Raw genomic sequence first — 15,299 nt, 5'->3', positions numbered from 1 at the left:
AAAGCAGTTTCCACTGTGATGACGGTCACGTGCCGCACCGCGACTGTGACGTCGGTCACTTTGGCGCACCTCGCTGAAATTCCTGCGCAACCGCTGTCGTGTTGGTGTCACGTTAACTGTTCCTTCGCATTAATGGCTCGTCGCGCGGGAAATTCCGCTGGTTTGGTTGCGTATTTGGAAAGAGTAGCGATGCGTAATGCGTTGGGCCTGATGCTGGCCAGTGTCCTTGCGGCGGCCGTGATCGCCGGAGGTTGGTTGTTCTATTCCTCGCGCGCCGACCAGGGCGCCCCCAAGACAACAGCGGCCCATGCCGCCGATCCACTGCCGGCGAAGCTCGCCGCCAAGGATGACGTCGAGACCACCGCGGCGCTCGCGGGCAAGCCTGCCGCCGCAGCGCCGGCGCCGGCACCTGCGGCCGCAGCGATCGTCCCCGTCCAGCAGAAATCGACCTGCGCCAATCCGAACGCGCTCGGCGTGTCTCGCGTGGTCGAGATCGACACCACCGGTGGTCCCGGCTTCGGCTTCGAAACTTTCAAGCAGTTCGACTTCCTCACCGACAAGGAGGTCGTGCTGACCTTCGACGATGGTCCCTGGCCGGTCAACACGCCCGCAGTGCTGAAGGCGCTCGCGGAAGAATGCACCAAGGGTCTGTTCTTCTCGGTCGGCAAGCATGCGACCTACCACCCGGAAATCCTGCGCCAGGTGCTGGCCCAGGGCCACACGGTCGGCGCGCACACCTGGTCGCACCTCAATCTCAACAGCAAGAAGTTGACGGAGCAGCAGGCCAAGGACGAGATCGAGAAGGGGTTCAGCGCCGTGAAGCTCGCGCTCGGCACCGAGCCGTCGCCGTTCTTTCGCTTCCCGCAGCTTCAGCACAATCCGGCGATGGTGACCTATCTCGGCACCCGCAACGTCGCGATGTGGTCGACCGATCTGGATTCCTTCGACTTCAGGAAGGGCGCCACGCCGGAGAAGATCGTCGAGACCGTGATGACCAAGCTCGACAAGCTCGGCAAGGGCATCATCCTGATGCACGACTTCCAGAAGCACACCGGCGAAGCGCTGCCGACGCTGCTCGCGCGCCTGAAGGCCGGCGGCTACAAGGTCGTGCAGATCAAGGCCAAGACCACCTTCCAATCGCTGCCGGAATATGACGAAGCGCTGCTGAAAGAGATGAAGGTGCCGACCTCGAGCGCGCGTCCGATCGGAAGCGTGGTGCAGACGGTTTCGCAATAGCGCGACCAATCGGAGCGAACCGCTTCACCCATTTGCGTCATGGCCGGGCTTGTCCCGGCCATTGTCGTTTTTGAATCGAGACTGAAGACGCGGATGCCCGGGATGCTAATAGCGGCGCCGAGCGCGACGCGCACGCGAGCTGGCTGCCGCGGCGAAGACGGCTGGCCGCAACGATCGAGTGAAAGCGAGCGCTGGTGCCGCAAGAGGGACTCGAACCCCCGACCCCGTCATTACGAATGACGTGCTCTACCAGCTGAGCTATTGCGGCGGACCCTGGCGGGACCGGCGAAGCCGGGCCCCGATACGCGCGCTCCTGATATCGGGCATGGCCCGAATTGGCAAGGACAAGCCGGGTCCGAAATGCGGCTCAGGCGCCCCAGCGGGACCAGAATCCGCGCCAACCGCCGGCCTGGACCTTTCCGTGGACCCGGGGCGCGCCGATTTGTTCCGCAAATTCATCGCTCGGACCCTCGTCATCGATCCCGGGGTCGTCCGGCGCGCGGACGATCGGGATGACGGCAGGGATCGGCGCCGGCGCGGGCTTGCCGAGATCGGCGCGGGTCCGGAACACCGGTGTTGCTGCCGGTGGCGATGATTCGGCGGGCTCCGGGGTCGGGTTGACGGGCTCAGCGGGCGCCGCCCCGAGCACTTCCGCGACCGGGGGGGAATTGTCCTGAGCGGCCGGGACCGGTTCGGCGGCGGCCGGCTCCGCCGGGCTCTCGGACGCCGTCACCCGCTTGGGCGGCGGGGCGGCGAGCATGGCTTCCTCGAACGCCGAGGATTCGATCATGGGGCCCTTATCGGATGGCAGGCTCGCGACCGGCGTCTGCCACTGGAAGGCATCGAGGCGGCCGGTGACCGGAGACACCGGACGCCAGCGGTCGCTGACGTAACCGTCCGCGGTCCAGGCCGGATCGTGGCGGGCGCGCACCGCGCGCAACGTCCAGGCGCGGGCACGGCCGCCGTCGCCATGCTCGGTGCGCTCGATCTCGGCCATCAACAGCGCCACGCGCTGGGTCGGATCATTGACGTAAGGCGCGAGCACCTCGCGTGCACGGGCGAATTCCGAGGCATCGATCGCGGCGCGCGCGATCGCGAGCTGGCCTTCGACGCGGCCGGGCCTGTCGGCAGGCGTTTTCGCCGCGAGCGTCTCGACCCGCTGCAAGCGCTGTCGTGCGGCATCGCCGAGCTTCACATGCGCATAGGCGTCCGCAAGATCCGGATGCGGATTGGCGAGCCAGGCCGCCTCCACCAGCTTCATGGCGCGGCGCACCTGATGCGCCTCGCTCTCGAACTTCGCGGCGAGCACGGCCGCCGGCACCAGCGTCGGGGCGAGCTTGATCGCCTCCATCACGCTCTCGCGCGCGAGGTCGCGGTCCATGGTTTCCAATTCCAGCGCGCGCGCCGTGAGCAGCACGCCGCGCTGGCGGCGATAGGCCTGCTTGTCGATCAGGCCGGCGGACAGATTCGAATCGAGGATCGCGAGCGCGCCGCTCCAGTCGCCGCGCGCGCAACGGAAGCCGAGCACCGCGTGCGAGGCCCAGGTCGACGACGGTGACAGCTTGATCGCTTCCTCCGCGATCATCACGGCGCCGACCGCGTCATCGGCGCGCTGCGCCTCGATGAACAGGCCGCGCAGGCCGAGCAGCCTTGTGTCCTCGCGCTCGGCCATGGCGCGGAAGGCGCGCTGCGCCTCTTCGCGATTGCCGTCGAGCTGGGCTGATTGCGCATGCAACAGCAGCGCGAGCGGGTCGTCGGGCGCATGGCGTCGCGCCGCATCGGCGTGACGGCGGGCGAGGGCGGTATCGCCATGGCCAATCGCAAGCAGGCCGTGGGTGATGGCGTGACGGCCCCGCGCGTGGCGCTTCTCGTGACGGCGGCGGCGCAGCCGCCTTGGCGTGCGCCAGATCGTGGTCAGGATGCTCCAGACCAAGATGATCGCGACGGCGAATATGCCGAGGCCGAGCGCGAACACTGGAATACTCGGTGACGCCCGGAAACCGCCCCAGGTCATCACGACGTCGCCGGGCTGGTCTGCAACCCAGGCCGCGCCGGCGCCTGCAAGCGCAATCAGAACGAGGAAGAGGACGATGCGTAGCATGGCGATCCCTAATACGCGCGACTGGTTGCGCGAATCTTATTGAGCAGACTTGACGAGATCGGGCTTGGCGAGATCGGCTTTGGCGAGACCGGCCATGGCATCGTCGGCGAATTTGCGGGAGGCCGCGAGCGCGGCATCGCGGGCATCGGCCTTGTCGAGCCAGGCCTGCGCCGGCGCACGCTCGGCCTCCGGCAGCGTCTTCAGTTCGCGCCGTGCCTCGACAAAATCGTTGCGCAGCGCCGCCGACGTGGCCCGTGCCACGATGGCGCCGCGATCGTTGCCGACGCCATCCGTGCGCTCGATGCGGACGAGTTTTGACGCTCCCGCCTGAAGGCGCTCGACGATGCCGGCGTTGCTGCTTGGGGCTTCCGCCGGCGGCGACAGCTTCGGCACGATGTTGAGGAGCTCGCGGCTCAACGCGACCGGCGTCGGGATGCCGGTCGACGCGAACACATCGAGCGGCTTCAGAAGTTCGGGCTTGGCTGCGAGCGAGCGCGCGGCGGAGAGTTGCGCCTCGTAAGGATCGTTGTGGCGCACCGCGACGTCGAGCAGGGTGGCGGCGACCACATAGCGCAACGGCTTGTCGTCCATCACCTTTGCGTCGGCGATCTTCTCACCCTGCTGGGCGAGCTCGGCGCGTGCGTTGGTGCTGGCGCGCTCGAGCTGGGAAATGCGATCGTTGAGCGCGGCGAGCTCGGATGAACCAGCCGCATCGCGCGGCGCGGATTTCGCATCGTTCAATGCACTCGTGACCTTGTCGGACTGCGCGCGCAGATTGGCGATGTCGCTGCGCAGGGTGCCGACGGATTTCTCCAGGGCGTCGAGCCGCGCCGTCACTGCCGGATCGGCGGTGGGCTTGCCGGCCTTGGCTTCGACTGCGGCAACGCGACCGTTCAGTGCGTCGACCGTCGCGCTTGTCACTTGCGGCGCGGCCGGTGGCGCCTGGACCGCGGGCCAGCCCAGCATCCAGCCGACCGCGATCACAACCGCCGCTGCGACGGCACCGGAAAATGGCGCAATGATCCAGGGAGAGATGGCTGCGGGCGCAACCGCGGCCTGCGCCTCGACGCGCTCCGGCTCAGGCTTGATTTCCTCAGGCTTGGTTTCCTCAACCTTGGTTTCCTCGACACTGGCCTGCTCGGACATTGCCTGCTCGGCCGATCGTTGCACCTCCGGCTCGCCGGCCGCGTCCTGCGGCTGGGTGGAGACTTCGGTCGCCTCGAGGTCGATGGTCGGGGGCGCGCGCTTGGCACGGCCAGACTCGGGGGCCAATCCTGCGTCTTCAGGCTTGTCGTCGGCCATCGTGACGGTTCCTCACACTTACGTACCGGGGCGAGCCCGCTTGCGCCGGATTCGGCCCGTCCTCTTACGCCAAACGGGCCCGCAAAGCACGCTCCAAGGTCTCAAACAAGGCATTTTCGTCCGGCGTCGCCGCAACCGCGACCTGCGCGGCGCCGGCCTCGCGCAGCACAGCGGCAACCGTCTCGGACAGGCAGCATTGCGGGATCGCCAGCGCCGAAATCTCGACGCCTTCGTCCCGCGCCGCCTCCAGGAACGCCCGCGCGCTGCGCCGGGAATAGTGCAGCACCGCTCTTATACCGTGGGAAGCAAAACCCTCGCAGACCTCGCGCGGCAAGTGCTTGACGGGCGCCATGCGATAGGTCGTCTGCGTCACCACGTTAAATCCCTCGGCGCCGAGTTCGCCGCCGAGATCGCGCGACAGATCCGCACCCGCCAGATAAAGCAGCGTGCTCTTCTTCTTCACGCGCTTGTCGCGCGCGCCCTGCATCACCTTGTCGCGCAAGGCCGCGGCATCACCTTCGGCGACAATCACCTCGGCAAAGCCGGCGTCGCGCGCCGCAGCGGCGGTGTGCTCGCCGACGGCGAACAGCGGCAGCTTCAACAGATCGAGATCCGGCAACAGCGCCGCGATGGCGCGGATCGCATTCGCCGACGTGACGACGATGGCGCCGTACGCGGCCTCGCTCTCGTGATGGAAGGCGACCGGCTCGAACTTCAGCAGCGGCGCAAGCAGCACCGCATGCCCCCGCGCCCGCAGGGCCTCCGCAGATGCCACATTGTCCGGATGTGGCCGTGTGACAAGAATGGACATCGCTTCTGTTCCCAGGGCCGAGGAGTGGGGACGTTTCACGGCAATTGCGCAAGACGACCCCGGAATGCTACCGGACCTACCAGAACTCTGGTTTACATATGAGCGCAAGGGCGCAAATTGGATAACGATTCGCCAATGCTGGTACTCGGCATCGAAACCACCTGCGACGAGACCGCGGCGGCCGTGATCGAGCGCGCACCCGATGGCCGTGGCAAGATCCTGTCCAATATCGTGCGATCTCAGGTCGAGGAGCACGCCCGTTTCGGCGGGGTCGTGCCGGAGATCGCCGCGCGCGCCCATGTCGACGTGCTCGACGGCATCATCGACCGCGCCATGCACGAGGCCGGCATCGACTACGCGCAGCTCAATGGCGTGGCGGCAGCCGCCGGCCCGGGGCTGATCGGCGGCGTCATCGTCGGGCTCACCACCGCGAAGGCGATCGCGATGGTGCATGACACACCGCTGGTCGCCGTGAACCATCTCGAAGCCCACGCGCTGACGCCGCGGCTGACCGACGGAGTCGCATTTCCCTATTGCCTGTTTCTCGCCTCCGGCGGCCACACCCAGATCGTCGCAGTCACCGGTGTCGGCCAATATGTGCGGCTCGGCACCACCGTTGACGATGCCATCGGCGAGGCCTTCGACAAGGTCGCGAAGATGCTGGGCCTGCCCTATCCCGGCGGCCCGCAGGTCGAGCGCGCGGCGGCAAACGGCGACGCCACGCGCTTTGCCTTTCCGCGGCCGATGCAGGGACGCCCCGATGCCAATTTCTCGCTGTCGGGATTGAAGACGGCAGTGCGCAATGAAGCGAGCCGGATCACCGAGATGACGCCGCAGGACACCGACGACCTCTGCGCCAGCTTCCAGGCCGCCGTGCTGGACTCGACGGCGGACCGCCTGAGCGTGGGGCTCAGGCTTTTCCGCGAGCAGTTCGGCGCGCCACATGCGCTGGTCGCCGCGGGCGGCGTCGCCGCCAATCAGGCAATCCGCGGCGCGCTATGCGACGTTGCCACGAAAGCGCAGACGCAACTGATCATGCCGCCGCCGTCGCTCTGCACCGACAATGGCGCGATGATCGCCTGGGCCGGCGCCGAACGCCTCGCGCTCGGCATGACCGACACGCTGGAAGCCCAGCCCCGCGCGCGCTGGCTGCTCGACGCCAACGCCACGGCACCGGCAGGCTACGGCAACACGCGGGCGGGATTTTAACGATGGCGGAATTCCACTCCGTCGCGGTGATCGGCGCGGGCGCCTGGGGCACGGCGCTGGCGACGGTCGCAGCGCGAGCCGGGCGGAACGTCACGCTGTGGGCGCGCAATGCGGAACATGCCGCGCGAATTGCGACAACCCGTGACAATCCGCGGCTGGCCGGCGTGCGCTTGGCGCCGGAGATCGCCGTGACGCACGAGCTCGCCCTGGCCGCGCGCGCGGACATGCTGCTGATCGCAACGCCGGCGCAGCATCTGCGCGGTGCGGTCAACCTGCTGGCCTCGCACATCGCAAAGCCGGTGCCGGTCGTGGCCTGCGCCAAGGGCATCGAGCACGGCACGCACAAGTTCATGACCGACGTGATCGCCGAAGCCGCGCCTCACGCGCAGCCGGCGATCCTGTCAGGCCCGAGCTTCGCCGACGACGTCGCGCGCGGCCTGCCGACGGCGGTGACGCTGGCGGCGACCGATGATGCGCTCGCCAGCAGCCTGGTGCAGGCGCTGGGCTCGGCGACCTTCCGGCCCTATCACTCCACCGACATCCGCGGCGTCGAGATCGGCGGCGCGGCCAAGAACGTGCTGGCGATCGCGGTTGGCATCGCGGTCGGACGCAAGCTCGGCGCCTCGGCACAAGCGGCGTTGACCACGCGCGGCTTCGCCGAGCTGACACGCCTTGGCCGCGCGCTCGGCGCGCGCAGCGAGACACTCGCCGGACTGTCCGGCCTCGGCGATCTGATCCTGACCTGCTCGAGCCCGCAATCGCGCAATTTTGCGCTCGGTCTTGCGCTCGGCCGCGGCGAGCAGCCGCCTGCCGGCAAGCTTGCGGAAGGCGAGTTCACCGCGCCGGTGTTGATCGAGCTCGCCGCTTCGCACAACATCGAGATGCCGGTATCGGACGCCGTTGCGGCGATCCTGAGCGGCAGGAGCACGATCGACGCCGCGATCGAAGGGCTATTGACGCGTCCCTTCAAGGCCGAGGAATGACATCTTCCGTCAAGCCCGCGCTTGTCGCGGGCATCCACGGTTTGATATTGAACAACTGAGACGTGGATGGCCGGACGAACCCCGGCCGCGACGAATGGACAAGGACGCGCAATGAACTACTGGCTGGTGAAATCCGAACCGTCGGTGTGGTCCTGGGACCAGCAGGTGGCAAAGGGCGCCAAGGGCGAAGCCTGGACTGGCGTGCGCAATTTCACTGCGCGCCAGAATCTGGTCGCCATGAAGAAGGGCGACAAGGCGTTCTTCTATCATTCCAACGAGGGCAAGGAGATCGTCGGCATCGCGGAGATCGTCAAGGAAGCCTATCCCGACCCGACCGACAAGACCGGCAAGTTCGTCTGCGTCGATATCAAGGCTGACAAGCCATTGAAGACGCCGGTGACGATGGCCGCGATCAAGGCCGACAAGAAGCTCGCGGACATGGCGCTGGTGAAGTATTCGCGCCTGTCGGTGCAGCCGGTGACGGCCGAGGAGTGGAAGCTGGTCTGCAAAATGGGCGGGATGTAGTTGCTGCCGTAGCCCGGATGGAGCGCAGCGCAATCCGGGAAAATCTTCATGTGGCACGATCCCGGACTACGCTCCGCTCCATCCGGGCTACGACATCGGAGCTTGTTTCTCCGGCAGCGCAAAGACCTCACATGGCGAAGCGATGCCCCGCAGCGGATGCTGTCCGAGCGCCATCAGAGGCATGTCGCTCTCGGCGGCCAGCGCGCCGGAGACCAGCACGGTCTGGCCAAGCGGTTTGCACAATCCCTCGAGCCGGCTGGCGAGATTGACGGCGGGGCCGATCGCCGTGAAGTCCAGCCGGTTGGCGGCGCCGATATTGCCCCACAGCATCTCGCCGAGATGAAGCGCGGCGCCGAACGACAGCGGCGGCAGGCCGCGGCTTCGGCGCTCCTCATTGAGATGAGCCATTCCGGCCCTGGCAGCCGAGGCCGCACGCAAAGCGGCTTCACATGCCTGCCGCGGCGACGCCTCCACCACCGGGAAGATCGCCAGCACACCATCGCCGATGAATTTCAGCACCTCGCCGCCGAAGGCGTGAACCGCGCCGGCAATACGATCGAACCAGGCGTCGAGCGCCGCGATGACATCGGCCGGCGGATTGGTATCCGACAAGCGCGTGAAGTTGCGCAAATCCGCATAGAGCAGTGCGGCCTGGATGGTTTCGCCGAGGTCGCGCCGCAAGGGTGCCGCCAGCACCCGCTCCGCGCTGCGCTTGCCCAGATAGGCATCCAGTGTAGCGCGCAACGTGGCGCGCGCGGCGAGCACGGCAAGCGGCGTCGCGGCAAAGCGCGCGGCCTGGCGCAATTGCTCGATCTCGCCTACCGTAAACGGACGCGGCCCGATCCAGCCGAGCGACGGCCCATCGGGCCGTCCGACGACGTCTTCATGCACCTCGCCGCGCGCGATATCGCGCAGCCAGCGGCGCCCGGCGTCGCTCGGGGGGTCGGGCGCAAGTCCGCCCGGTGCAAAGCCGAGCGCTTCGATGACCTGGCCGTTCTCCGCGCGCCACAGCCAGGTCCGCTTTGCGATCAGCGGGTGCGGCACCTCCAGCGTCAGGCTGCCTGCCGCAAGCGGCACGCCGTCGGCGACCGGATGCGCGCCGAGTTCCGCAAGCAGGCGGTCGGCCCCGAGGCAATCCGCGGCGGCATCGACAAGCCAGGCAAGGGTCGGGGAGAGTTGCATGTGTCTGATGATGGCGAAGATGGGCCGGCTTTGTCACGGCCAATCCTTCACGGGCCGTCTTGACGGCCCGCTTAGGCGCCGCCATGTGCCAGTGTCAGCCCAGGGATGATCGCCGATGACCGACCCGTTCATAGTGCGACGCGAGACCCAGATTTCCGCCCCGCGTGCCACCGTCTTCGCCTATCTCACCGACCCGGAAAAGATCCTGAGCTGGATGGGCTCGGACGCCACCACGGAGCCGCATCCCGGCGGGCTCTATTTGCTCAAGGGCATCGGCCCGCGCGGCATCGCCGCGCGCGGCGCCTTCCGCGAGGTCGTGCCGGTACATCGCCTGGCCTACACGTTCGGCTGGGAGGGCGGTCAGGAAGTGCCGCCCGGCTCGAGCCTGATCGAGATCGACCTGATCGAGCGCGACGGCGGCACGCTGCTGCGCATGACCCATAGCGGGTTGCCGACCGAAGAGCAGGCCGCCGCACACGCAAAGGGTTGGGCGCACTATCTGGGACGGCTCACGAGCGCCGCCGCCGGCAGCGATCCTGGTCCCGACAAGGGTGTTTCCGACAAGGCATAGCGAGGCGCGGCTCAAACTGCCGCGGTCGCCACCACTTGCTGCAAAAGCTGCTCGCGCCGCGCCTGCGAGCGCTGGCCCTTCATGGTCGCGGCGAAGCGTTCGAGGATACCGTCCTCGAAGGCAGTGACGATGGTGTCGTGCACGTAGCTCTTGCGGCAGATCGCCGGCGTGTTGGAGAGCTTGTCGGCGGCGGCGCGGATCGCGTCCAGCACCTGCTTCTTGCGGCCGCGCTGGCTGGTCGCCGGCGTGATCCGCGACAGGGATTCCACGACAACGGCGGAAGCCATCAGCGTGCGAAAGTCCTTCAGCGAAATCTTGATGCCGGCGATCTCGCGCAGGAACGCGTTCACCTGCGTGGTGTTCACGGCCCGCACGATGCCCGAGGCATCGCGATACTGGAACATGCGCTTGCCGGGCACGCCGTTGAGGATGCCGATGGCGCGCACCAGCTTGGCCGCGTCGCATTCCTTGCGCACCGCCTTGCCACCTTTCGCCTTGAAGGTCAGGACAAGGCAGTCGTCTTCCAGCAAGACGTTGGACTTCAGCAGCGTGGTGGCGCCGCGGGTGCCGTTGAGGCGGGCATAGGATTCGTTGCCCGGGCGGATCGCGGTGCGCGCGATCAACTCGATCACGGCCGAGAGCGCGAACTCGCGCGTCGGCTCGTCACCGGACAGGAACGCCGAGACCTTGCGCCGGATCTTTGGCAGCGCGCCGACGAGCTTTTCCAGGCGATGCGCCTTGCGGTGCTCGCGGACCTTTTCCCAATCCGCATGATAACGATATTGCAGCCGGCCTGCGGCATCGCGCCCCACTGCCTGGAGATGCGAACTCGGATCGGCCGAATAGCGCACCTCGCGATAGGCCGGCGGAACCGCCATGGAATGCAGACGGCGGATGGTGCGGCGGTCGCGGATATGAGCGCCGTTGGGCCGGACGAAAGAGTAGCCCTTGCCGCGCTTGATGCGCCGGATTTTGAGCTCGTTCTGGTCGCCGAGGCGCAGGCCCAGCTCCTTGGCGATTGCCTCAACGGAAGTCGCGGGCGCCGTGTCGAAAGTCTTTTTGGGGCTGAGACGGCCCGAAGCGGCCGGTTTAGGCCATTGTCCGAGGGCTTTGGCCAGCGCAATAGCGGTGGGATCGGCTGAAGCGGGCTGTATCGTCCCGAGATTCTGCTGATCCATCATAGTCTTATGCCTTAGCCCTGCCTGTTATCGGTCAATGCCGCTGTTCTGATCTTTGTTCCAAGGGGTCTCTTGCGACCCGGGTTAGCCACTTAGGGTGTTCCGAACGGCATTGCGAGTCCCGAATCAGTGAGAGACGGTTTCCAAGTACCTCCGGGCGGCGCATAGGGGCCCTGCGCCGACTGTTCTGGAGATTTGGGTAAAGAGCCAAAGGGCTGGGCGTGGCCTGTTTCAGATCTGCGACAGCCGGGCCGGGCGGCTTGATCCTGCGCATGGCCGGCTGCTCACCGAAGGTCCAGCTTGTGGTCCTTGTCGGGCCCGGTTAGCCCGACGCATAATCGGTTCAACGATCAAGTCGGCTTGCTCGTCGCTAGCGTTCGGCTCGCCGTATGTGGAGGGAAACATGTCCGAGAAGATCTACGACGTTCCGGCGGAGTGGGCGAAGCGCGCCTGGGTCGACCAGTCCAAGTACAAGCAAATGTACGCCCGCTCGATCTCGGACCCGAACGGCTTCTGGGCCGAACAGGCCAAGCGCCTCGACTGGATGAAGGCCCCGACCAAGATCGAAAACGTCTCCTTCGCGCCCGGCAACATCTCGATCAAATGGTTCGAGGACGGCGTCCTCAACGTCGCCCATAACTGCATCGACCGGCATCTGCACAACCGCGCCCACCAGACCGCGATCATCTGGGAAGGCGACGATCCCTCGCAGTCGAAGCACATCACCTACAAGGAGCTGCACGACGAAGTCTGCCGGATGGCCAACATCCTGCGCACTCGCAACGTCAAGAAGGGCGACCGCGTCACCATCTACCTGCCGATGATTCCGGAAGCGGCCTATGCGATGCTCGCCTGCGCACGGATCGGTGCGATCCATTCCGTGGTGTTCGCGGGCTTCTCGCCCGACAGCCTCGCCCAGCGCATCAACGACTGCCAATCCAAGGTCATCATCACCGCGGACGAAGGCCTGCGCGGCGGCAAGAAGGTGCCGCTGAAGGCCAATGTCGACGCGGCGCTCGCCAAGGCCGACGGCGTCGACTGGGTCGTCGTGGTCAAGCGCACCGGCGGCAAGGTCGACATGAACCCGACGCGCGATCTCTGGTATCACGACGCAGCCGCGATGGTGACAACGGAGTGCCCGGCCGAGCACATGCACGCCGAGGATCCGCTGTTCATCCTCTATACGTCCGGCTCGACCGGCAAGCCCAAAGGCGTGCTGCACACGTCGGCCGGATACCTCGTGTTCGCTGCGATGACGCATCAATACGTGTTCGACTATCACGACGGCGACATCTACTGGTGCACCGCCGACGTCGGCTGGGTCACCGGCCACAGCTACATTCTCTATGGGCCGCTGGCGAACGGCGCGACCACGCTGATGTTCGAGGGCGTGCCGAACTATCCGGACAATTCCAGATTCTGGAACGTCATCGACAAGCACAAGGTCAATATCTTCTACACCGCGCCGACCGCGATCCGCGCGTTGATGCAATCGGGCGACGAGCCCGTGAAGAAAACCTCGCGCGCTTCGCTCCGCCTGCTCGGCTCGGTCGGCGAGCCGATCAATCCGGAAGCCTGGGAGTGGTATCACCGAGTCGTCGGTGACGAGCGCTGCCCGATCGTCGACACCTGGTGGCAGACCGAGACCGGCGGCATCTTGATCACGCCGCTGCCGGGCGCGACCAAGCTCAAGCCGGGCTCGGCGACGCAGCCGTTCTTCGGCGTAGTGCCCGAGATCGTCGACGCCGACGGCCAGGTGCTGGATGGCGAGACCACCGGCAATCTCTGCATCGCCAAGTCCTGGCCGGGCCAGATGCGCACGGTCTATGGCGATCACGCCCGCTTCGAGCAGACCTACTTCTCGACCTACAAGGGCAAGTATTTCACGGGCGACGGCTGCCGGCGCGATGCCGACGGCTATTACTGGATCACCGGCCGCGTCGACGACGTCATCAACGTCTCCGGCCATCGCATGGGCACCGCCGAGGTCGAGAGCGCGCTGGTCGCGCACGAGAAGGTGTCGGAGGCGGCCGTGGTCGGTTTCCCGCACGACATCAAGGGCCAGGGCATCTATGCCTATGTGACCCTGATGGCCGGCGTCGAGCCGACCGAGGATCTGCGCAAGGAACTCGTCACCTGGGTCCGCAAGGAGATCGGCCCGATCGCCTCGCCCGACCAGATCCAGTTCGCACCGGGGCTGCCCAAAACCCGCTCCGGCAAGATCATGCGCCGCATCCTGCGCAAGATCGCCGAGGACGAGCCGGGCAGCCTGGGCGACACCTCGACCCTGGCCGATCCCGCCGTGGTCGACGATCTCGTCAAGAATCGGCAGAATCGCAAGTCGGCGTAGACCCACATCGGTCGTTCCGGGCGCGCGATGGCGCGGCCCGGAATGACCGTCGCTGACATCCTCACGCACTTGTCAGGACGCGCTCCCTCGCGCCCGCGTCTTTCCCGCCGAGTGTTGTTTTCAAGTCATTTACTTTGTTTCGAACATTTCCTTTGTTCTCGCTGCTGGCCGGCCCTCGGCGGCCGCGCGTGGAAACCATCCGGTTAACAGGTGCGGTTAAGGATCTCTGGGCAAGCCGGCGATTGCCGGGTTTTGCGTCATTTTGAACGATCCGTTTGGGGCAAGGGAAGTAGCGATGTCGATGAAGGTTGCTGTGGCGCTGGCCGCCACCATCGGGGCAGGGCTCGTGATGTCGACGGCGGCGCAGGCGCGGCCGGAAATGGTGGGGACGCACGTGGCCGACTATTCGCCGGGCACTATCGTGGTCAAGACCAACGAGCGGCGGCTCTACCTCATCCTCGATAGCGGCCACGCCGTGCGCTATCCGGTCGGCGTCGGCAAGTCCGGCAAGCAATGGGCCGGCACCACCCGTATCGACGGCAAGTACCGCAACCCGGCCTGGTCGCCTCCGGCCGAAGTGAAGCGCGACAAGCCGAACATTCCCGACGTGATCCCGGGCGGCTCGCCGCGCAATCCGATGGGCGTCGCCGCGATGACGCTGGCCGGCGGCGAATATGCGATCCACGGCACCAATGTGCCGGGCTCGGTCGGCGGCTTCGTCTCGTACGGCTGCATCCGCATGCTCAACGACGACATCACCGATCTCTACAGCCGCGTCTCGGTCGGCACGACGGTGGTCGTGGCGCGCTGATCGCCGGGATCAAAAATCGAATTGAAAAGCCGCGTCGTTCACGCGGCTTTTTTGTTACCAGAAGCGCCAGCCGCGTGCGCACCAGCCGTCGCGATGACCGCCATTGTAGCTGCGCGCATAACCGCCCGCGAGCAGCACGGCCGAGACATTGGCGGTGTGTCTGGTCGCGACGTCGGCGAGGACGCGCCCATATTTCTCGGAGCCGAGATTGTAGATCGTGACGCCGCCCTGGCCGAGCAGATTGCGCAGCGCGTCGGCGGCCGCTTCAGCCTTGTCGAGTTCCTGCTGGCAGGATGCTTTCATCTCGGGCGCATCGATGCCGCGCAGGCGAACCCGCGCGACGAGCTCGTGTCCGTCGCGTTGATGCACGCGTGCAAGAAAAGTGTCGCCATCGATGGTGCGGACGACGTCGACCGGCAGGCGGATGTCGGGATTGCCGGTTTGCTCAAGGATGGTCGCAGTATCCCGCGCGTGCCCGCCGGGAACATGCGGAACAGGCCAGTTCGCGCCATGCCGGAAGGTGACCACGACCGCCACCACGACGCCGACCACGAACATCCACGGCAATAGTCCGGAGAAGCGACGGCCGAACGGGGAGCGGTTGTACGAAGGCCGATACGGATTGCTGGGCTCGAAACGCGACATCCGCGTACGCTAGGGCTGAGTCGGCCGAACCGGCAAGAGAACTTGAAAACAAGAGAACTTCAAGAACCGGAGCGCTCAGAAATCCGAGGCGATGCCTTTGCGCTCCCAATCACCATAACGGGTGGGCTCTGGCCCCTTCGGCCCTTGCAACTCCTTCGGCGCCGCCTCGGCATGCGCCGCGGCGGCCCGCCGCCGCGCCTCGGCTTCGGCCAGCGCGCGCTGGGCCGCCGGCGACAGCGGCTTGCGATCGGGAACGGTGGGATGGTCGGTCATCGCCTGGTCTCCTAGCGCAGGATCAATGGTCGCGCGACGTCCAATAACGCATTGCTGAAATGGCCGCGAAGGACTGAAAACGCCAGAGGCCATTCTTACATTTGGCATATTCACATGCCACA

The 15,299-nt window shown here is 66.4% G+C and carries 14 protein-coding genes and 1 tRNA gene; 7 read left to right on the top strand and 8 right to left on the bottom strand.

All coding sequences use genetic code 11. From position 1 onward, the window contains the following. Positions 1-189: 189 nt before the first annotated feature. The gene (locus AC0L2O_RS26545) at positions 190-1,236 is read left to right on the top strand and encodes a polysaccharide deacetylase family protein (protein ID WP_473371784.1); all 1,047 of its coding nucleotides are present in this window, start codon (positions 190-192) and stop codon (positions 1,234-1,236) included. A 192-nt stretch (positions 1,237-1,428) separates the two neighbouring features. Here the strand turns inward: AC0L2O_RS26545 and AC0L2O_RS26540 are convergent. The 4 genes from AC0L2O_RS26540 to AC0L2O_RS26525 all read right to left on the bottom strand — a co-directional run bounded on the left by AC0L2O_RS26540 (position 1,429) and on the right by AC0L2O_RS26525 (position 5,450). Continuing rightward, a tRNA-Thr gene (locus AC0L2O_RS26540) sits at positions 1,429-1,504 on the bottom strand. Positions 1,505-1,603: 99 nt separating this feature from the next. Beyond that, positions 1,604-3,337, bottom strand: coding sequence for a heme biosynthesis HemY N-terminal domain-containing protein (locus tag AC0L2O_RS26535; RefSeq protein WP_473371783.1), 1,734 nt, complete (start codon positions 3,335-3,337; stop codon positions 1,604-1,606). 36 nt (positions 3,338-3,373) lie between these two features. Further along, entirely contained in the window at positions 3,374-4,639 is a 1,266-nt protein-coding gene (locus tag AC0L2O_RS26530) for a COG4223 family protein (RefSeq protein ID WP_473371782.1), read from the bottom strand. A 64-nt stretch (positions 4,640-4,703) separates the two neighbouring features. After that, positions 4,704-5,450 carry a uroporphyrinogen-III synthase gene (locus AC0L2O_RS26525; RefSeq protein WP_473371781.1) on the bottom strand — a complete coding sequence of 249 codons (747 nt, stop codon included), beginning with the start codon at positions 5,448-5,450 and terminating at the stop codon, positions 4,704-4,706. Positions 5,451-5,585: 135 nt separating this feature from the next. Here AC0L2O_RS26525 and tsaD point away from each other — a divergent pair, with 135 nt between their 5' ends. The 3 genes from tsaD (at position 5,586) to AC0L2O_RS26510 (ending at position 8,167) form a co-directional block, all read left to right on the top strand. Beyond that, positions 5,586-6,659: a tRNA (adenosine(37)-N6)-threonylcarbamoyltransferase complex transferase subunit TsaD gene (tsaD, locus tag AC0L2O_RS26520; protein ID WP_473371780.1), complete on the top strand. Its 1,074-nt coding sequence runs from the start codon at positions 5,586-5,588 to the stop codon at positions 6,657-6,659. A 2-nt stretch (positions 6,660-6,661) separates the two neighbouring features. Further along, positions 6,662-7,642 carry an NAD(P)H-dependent glycerol-3-phosphate dehydrogenase gene (locus AC0L2O_RS26515; RefSeq protein ID WP_473371779.1) on the top strand — a complete coding sequence of 327 codons (981 nt, stop codon included), beginning with the start codon at positions 6,662-6,664 and terminating at the stop codon, positions 7,640-7,642. A 111-nt stretch (positions 7,643-7,753) separates the two neighbouring features. Continuing rightward, on the top strand, positions 7,754-8,167 hold the full coding sequence (locus AC0L2O_RS26510; protein ID WP_369726577.1) for an EVE domain-containing protein: 414 nt from the start codon (positions 7,754-7,756) through the stop codon (positions 8,165-8,167). A gap of 87 nt (positions 8,168-8,254) precedes the next feature. Here AC0L2O_RS26510 and AC0L2O_RS26505 read toward each other — a convergent pair whose 3' ends face one another. Further along, positions 8,255-9,349, bottom strand: coding sequence for an adenylate/guanylate cyclase domain-containing protein (locus AC0L2O_RS26505; protein ID WP_473371778.1), 1,095 nt, complete (start codon positions 9,347-9,349; stop codon positions 8,255-8,257). Between the two features lie 115 nt (positions 9,350-9,464). Here AC0L2O_RS26505 and AC0L2O_RS26500 point away from each other — a divergent pair, with 115 nt between their 5' ends. After that, complete coding sequence (locus AC0L2O_RS26500) at positions 9,465-9,920, top strand: SRPBCC family protein (RefSeq protein ID WP_369720082.1); 456 nt, start codon at positions 9,465-9,467, stop codon at positions 9,918-9,920. An 11-nt stretch (positions 9,921-9,931) separates the two neighbouring features. Here the strand turns inward: AC0L2O_RS26500 and AC0L2O_RS26495 are convergent, their stop codons facing one another. Beyond that, entirely contained in the window at positions 9,932-11,101 is a 1,170-nt protein-coding gene (locus tag AC0L2O_RS26495; protein WP_369720083.1) for a DNA topoisomerase IB, read from the bottom strand. Positions 11,102-11,501: 400 nt separating this feature from the next. Between AC0L2O_RS26495 and acs the strand changes: the two genes are divergently transcribed. Beyond that, entirely contained in the window at positions 11,502-13,448 is a 1,947-nt protein-coding gene (gene acs, locus AC0L2O_RS26490; protein WP_473371777.1) for an acetate--CoA ligase, read from the top strand. Positions 13,449-13,743: 295 nt separating this feature from the next. Further along, positions 13,744-14,259: a L,D-transpeptidase gene (locus AC0L2O_RS26485; protein WP_369720084.1), complete on the top strand. Its 516-nt coding sequence runs from the start codon at positions 13,744-13,746 to the stop codon at positions 14,257-14,259. 54 nt (positions 14,260-14,313) lie between these two features. Here the strand turns inward: AC0L2O_RS26485 and AC0L2O_RS26480 are convergent, their stop codons facing one another. Continuing rightward, the gene (locus AC0L2O_RS26480; RefSeq protein WP_369720085.1) at positions 14,314-14,904 is read right to left on the bottom strand and encodes a thermonuclease family protein; all 591 of its coding nucleotides are present in this window, start codon (positions 14,902-14,904) and stop codon (positions 14,314-14,316) included. A gap of 75 nt (positions 14,905-14,979) precedes the next feature. Next, positions 14,980-15,177: a DUF1674 domain-containing protein gene (locus AC0L2O_RS26475; protein WP_473371776.1), complete on the bottom strand. Its 198-nt coding sequence runs from the start codon at positions 15,175-15,177 to the stop codon at positions 14,980-14,982. Positions 15,178-15,299: the final 122 nt, after the last annotated feature.

The sequence above is a fragment of the Bradyrhizobium sp. Kon10 genome (assembly GCF_055807395.1).
The sequence above is the reverse complement of the archived record's forward strand: the minus strand, read 5'-3'. Positions and strand labels throughout refer to the sequence as shown.

What these genes read in the sequence shown, in the direction of transcription:
- AC0L2O_RS26545 (WP_473371784.1), top strand. Translation starts at nt 190, where the DNA reads ATGCGTAATGCGTTGGGCCTGATGCTGGCCAGTGTCCTTGCGGCGGCC.
- AC0L2O_RS26535 (WP_473371783.1), bottom strand. Translation starts at nt 3,337, where the DNA reads ATGCTACGCATCGTCCTCTTCCTCGTTCTGATTGCGCTTGCAGGCGCC.
- AC0L2O_RS26530 (WP_473371782.1), bottom strand. Translation starts at nt 4,639, where the DNA reads ATGGCCGACGACAAGCCTGAAGACGCAGGATTGGCCCCCGAGTCTGGC.
- AC0L2O_RS26525 (WP_473371781.1), bottom strand. Translation starts at nt 5,450, where the DNA reads ATGTCCATTCTTGTCACACGGCCACATCCGGACAATGTGGCATCTGCG.
- tsaD (WP_473371780.1), top strand. Translation starts at nt 5,586, where the DNA reads ATGCTGGTACTCGGCATCGAAACCACCTGCGACGAGACCGCGGCGGCC.
- AC0L2O_RS26515 (WP_473371779.1), top strand. Translation starts at nt 6,662, where the DNA reads ATGGCGGAATTCCACTCCGTCGCGGTGATCGGCGCGGGCGCCTGGGGC.
- AC0L2O_RS26510 (WP_369726577.1), top strand. Translation starts at nt 7,754, where the DNA reads ATGAACTACTGGCTGGTGAAATCCGAACCGTCGGTGTGGTCCTGGGAC.
- AC0L2O_RS26505 (WP_473371778.1), bottom strand. Translation starts at nt 9,349, where the DNA reads ATGCAACTCTCCCCGACCCTTGCCTGGCTTGTCGATGCCGCCGCGGAT.
- AC0L2O_RS26500 (WP_369720082.1), top strand. Translation starts at nt 9,465, where the DNA reads ATGACCGACCCGTTCATAGTGCGACGCGAGACCCAGATTTCCGCCCCG.
- AC0L2O_RS26495 (WP_369720083.1), bottom strand. Translation starts at nt 11,101, where the DNA reads ATGATGGATCAGCAGAATCTCGGGACGATACAGCCCGCTTCAGCCGAT.
- acs (WP_473371777.1), top strand. Translation starts at nt 11,502, where the DNA reads ATGTCCGAGAAGATCTACGACGTTCCGGCGGAGTGGGCGAAGCGCGCC.
- AC0L2O_RS26485 (WP_369720084.1), top strand. Translation starts at nt 13,744, where the DNA reads ATGTCGATGAAGGTTGCTGTGGCGCTGGCCGCCACCATCGGGGCAGGG.
- AC0L2O_RS26480 (WP_369720085.1), bottom strand. Translation starts at nt 14,904, where the DNA reads ATGTCGCGTTTCGAGCCCAGCAATCCGTATCGGCCTTCGTACAACCGC.
- AC0L2O_RS26475 (WP_473371776.1), bottom strand. Translation starts at nt 15,177, where the DNA reads ATGACCGACCATCCCACCGTTCCCGATCGCAAGCCGCTGTCGCCGGCG.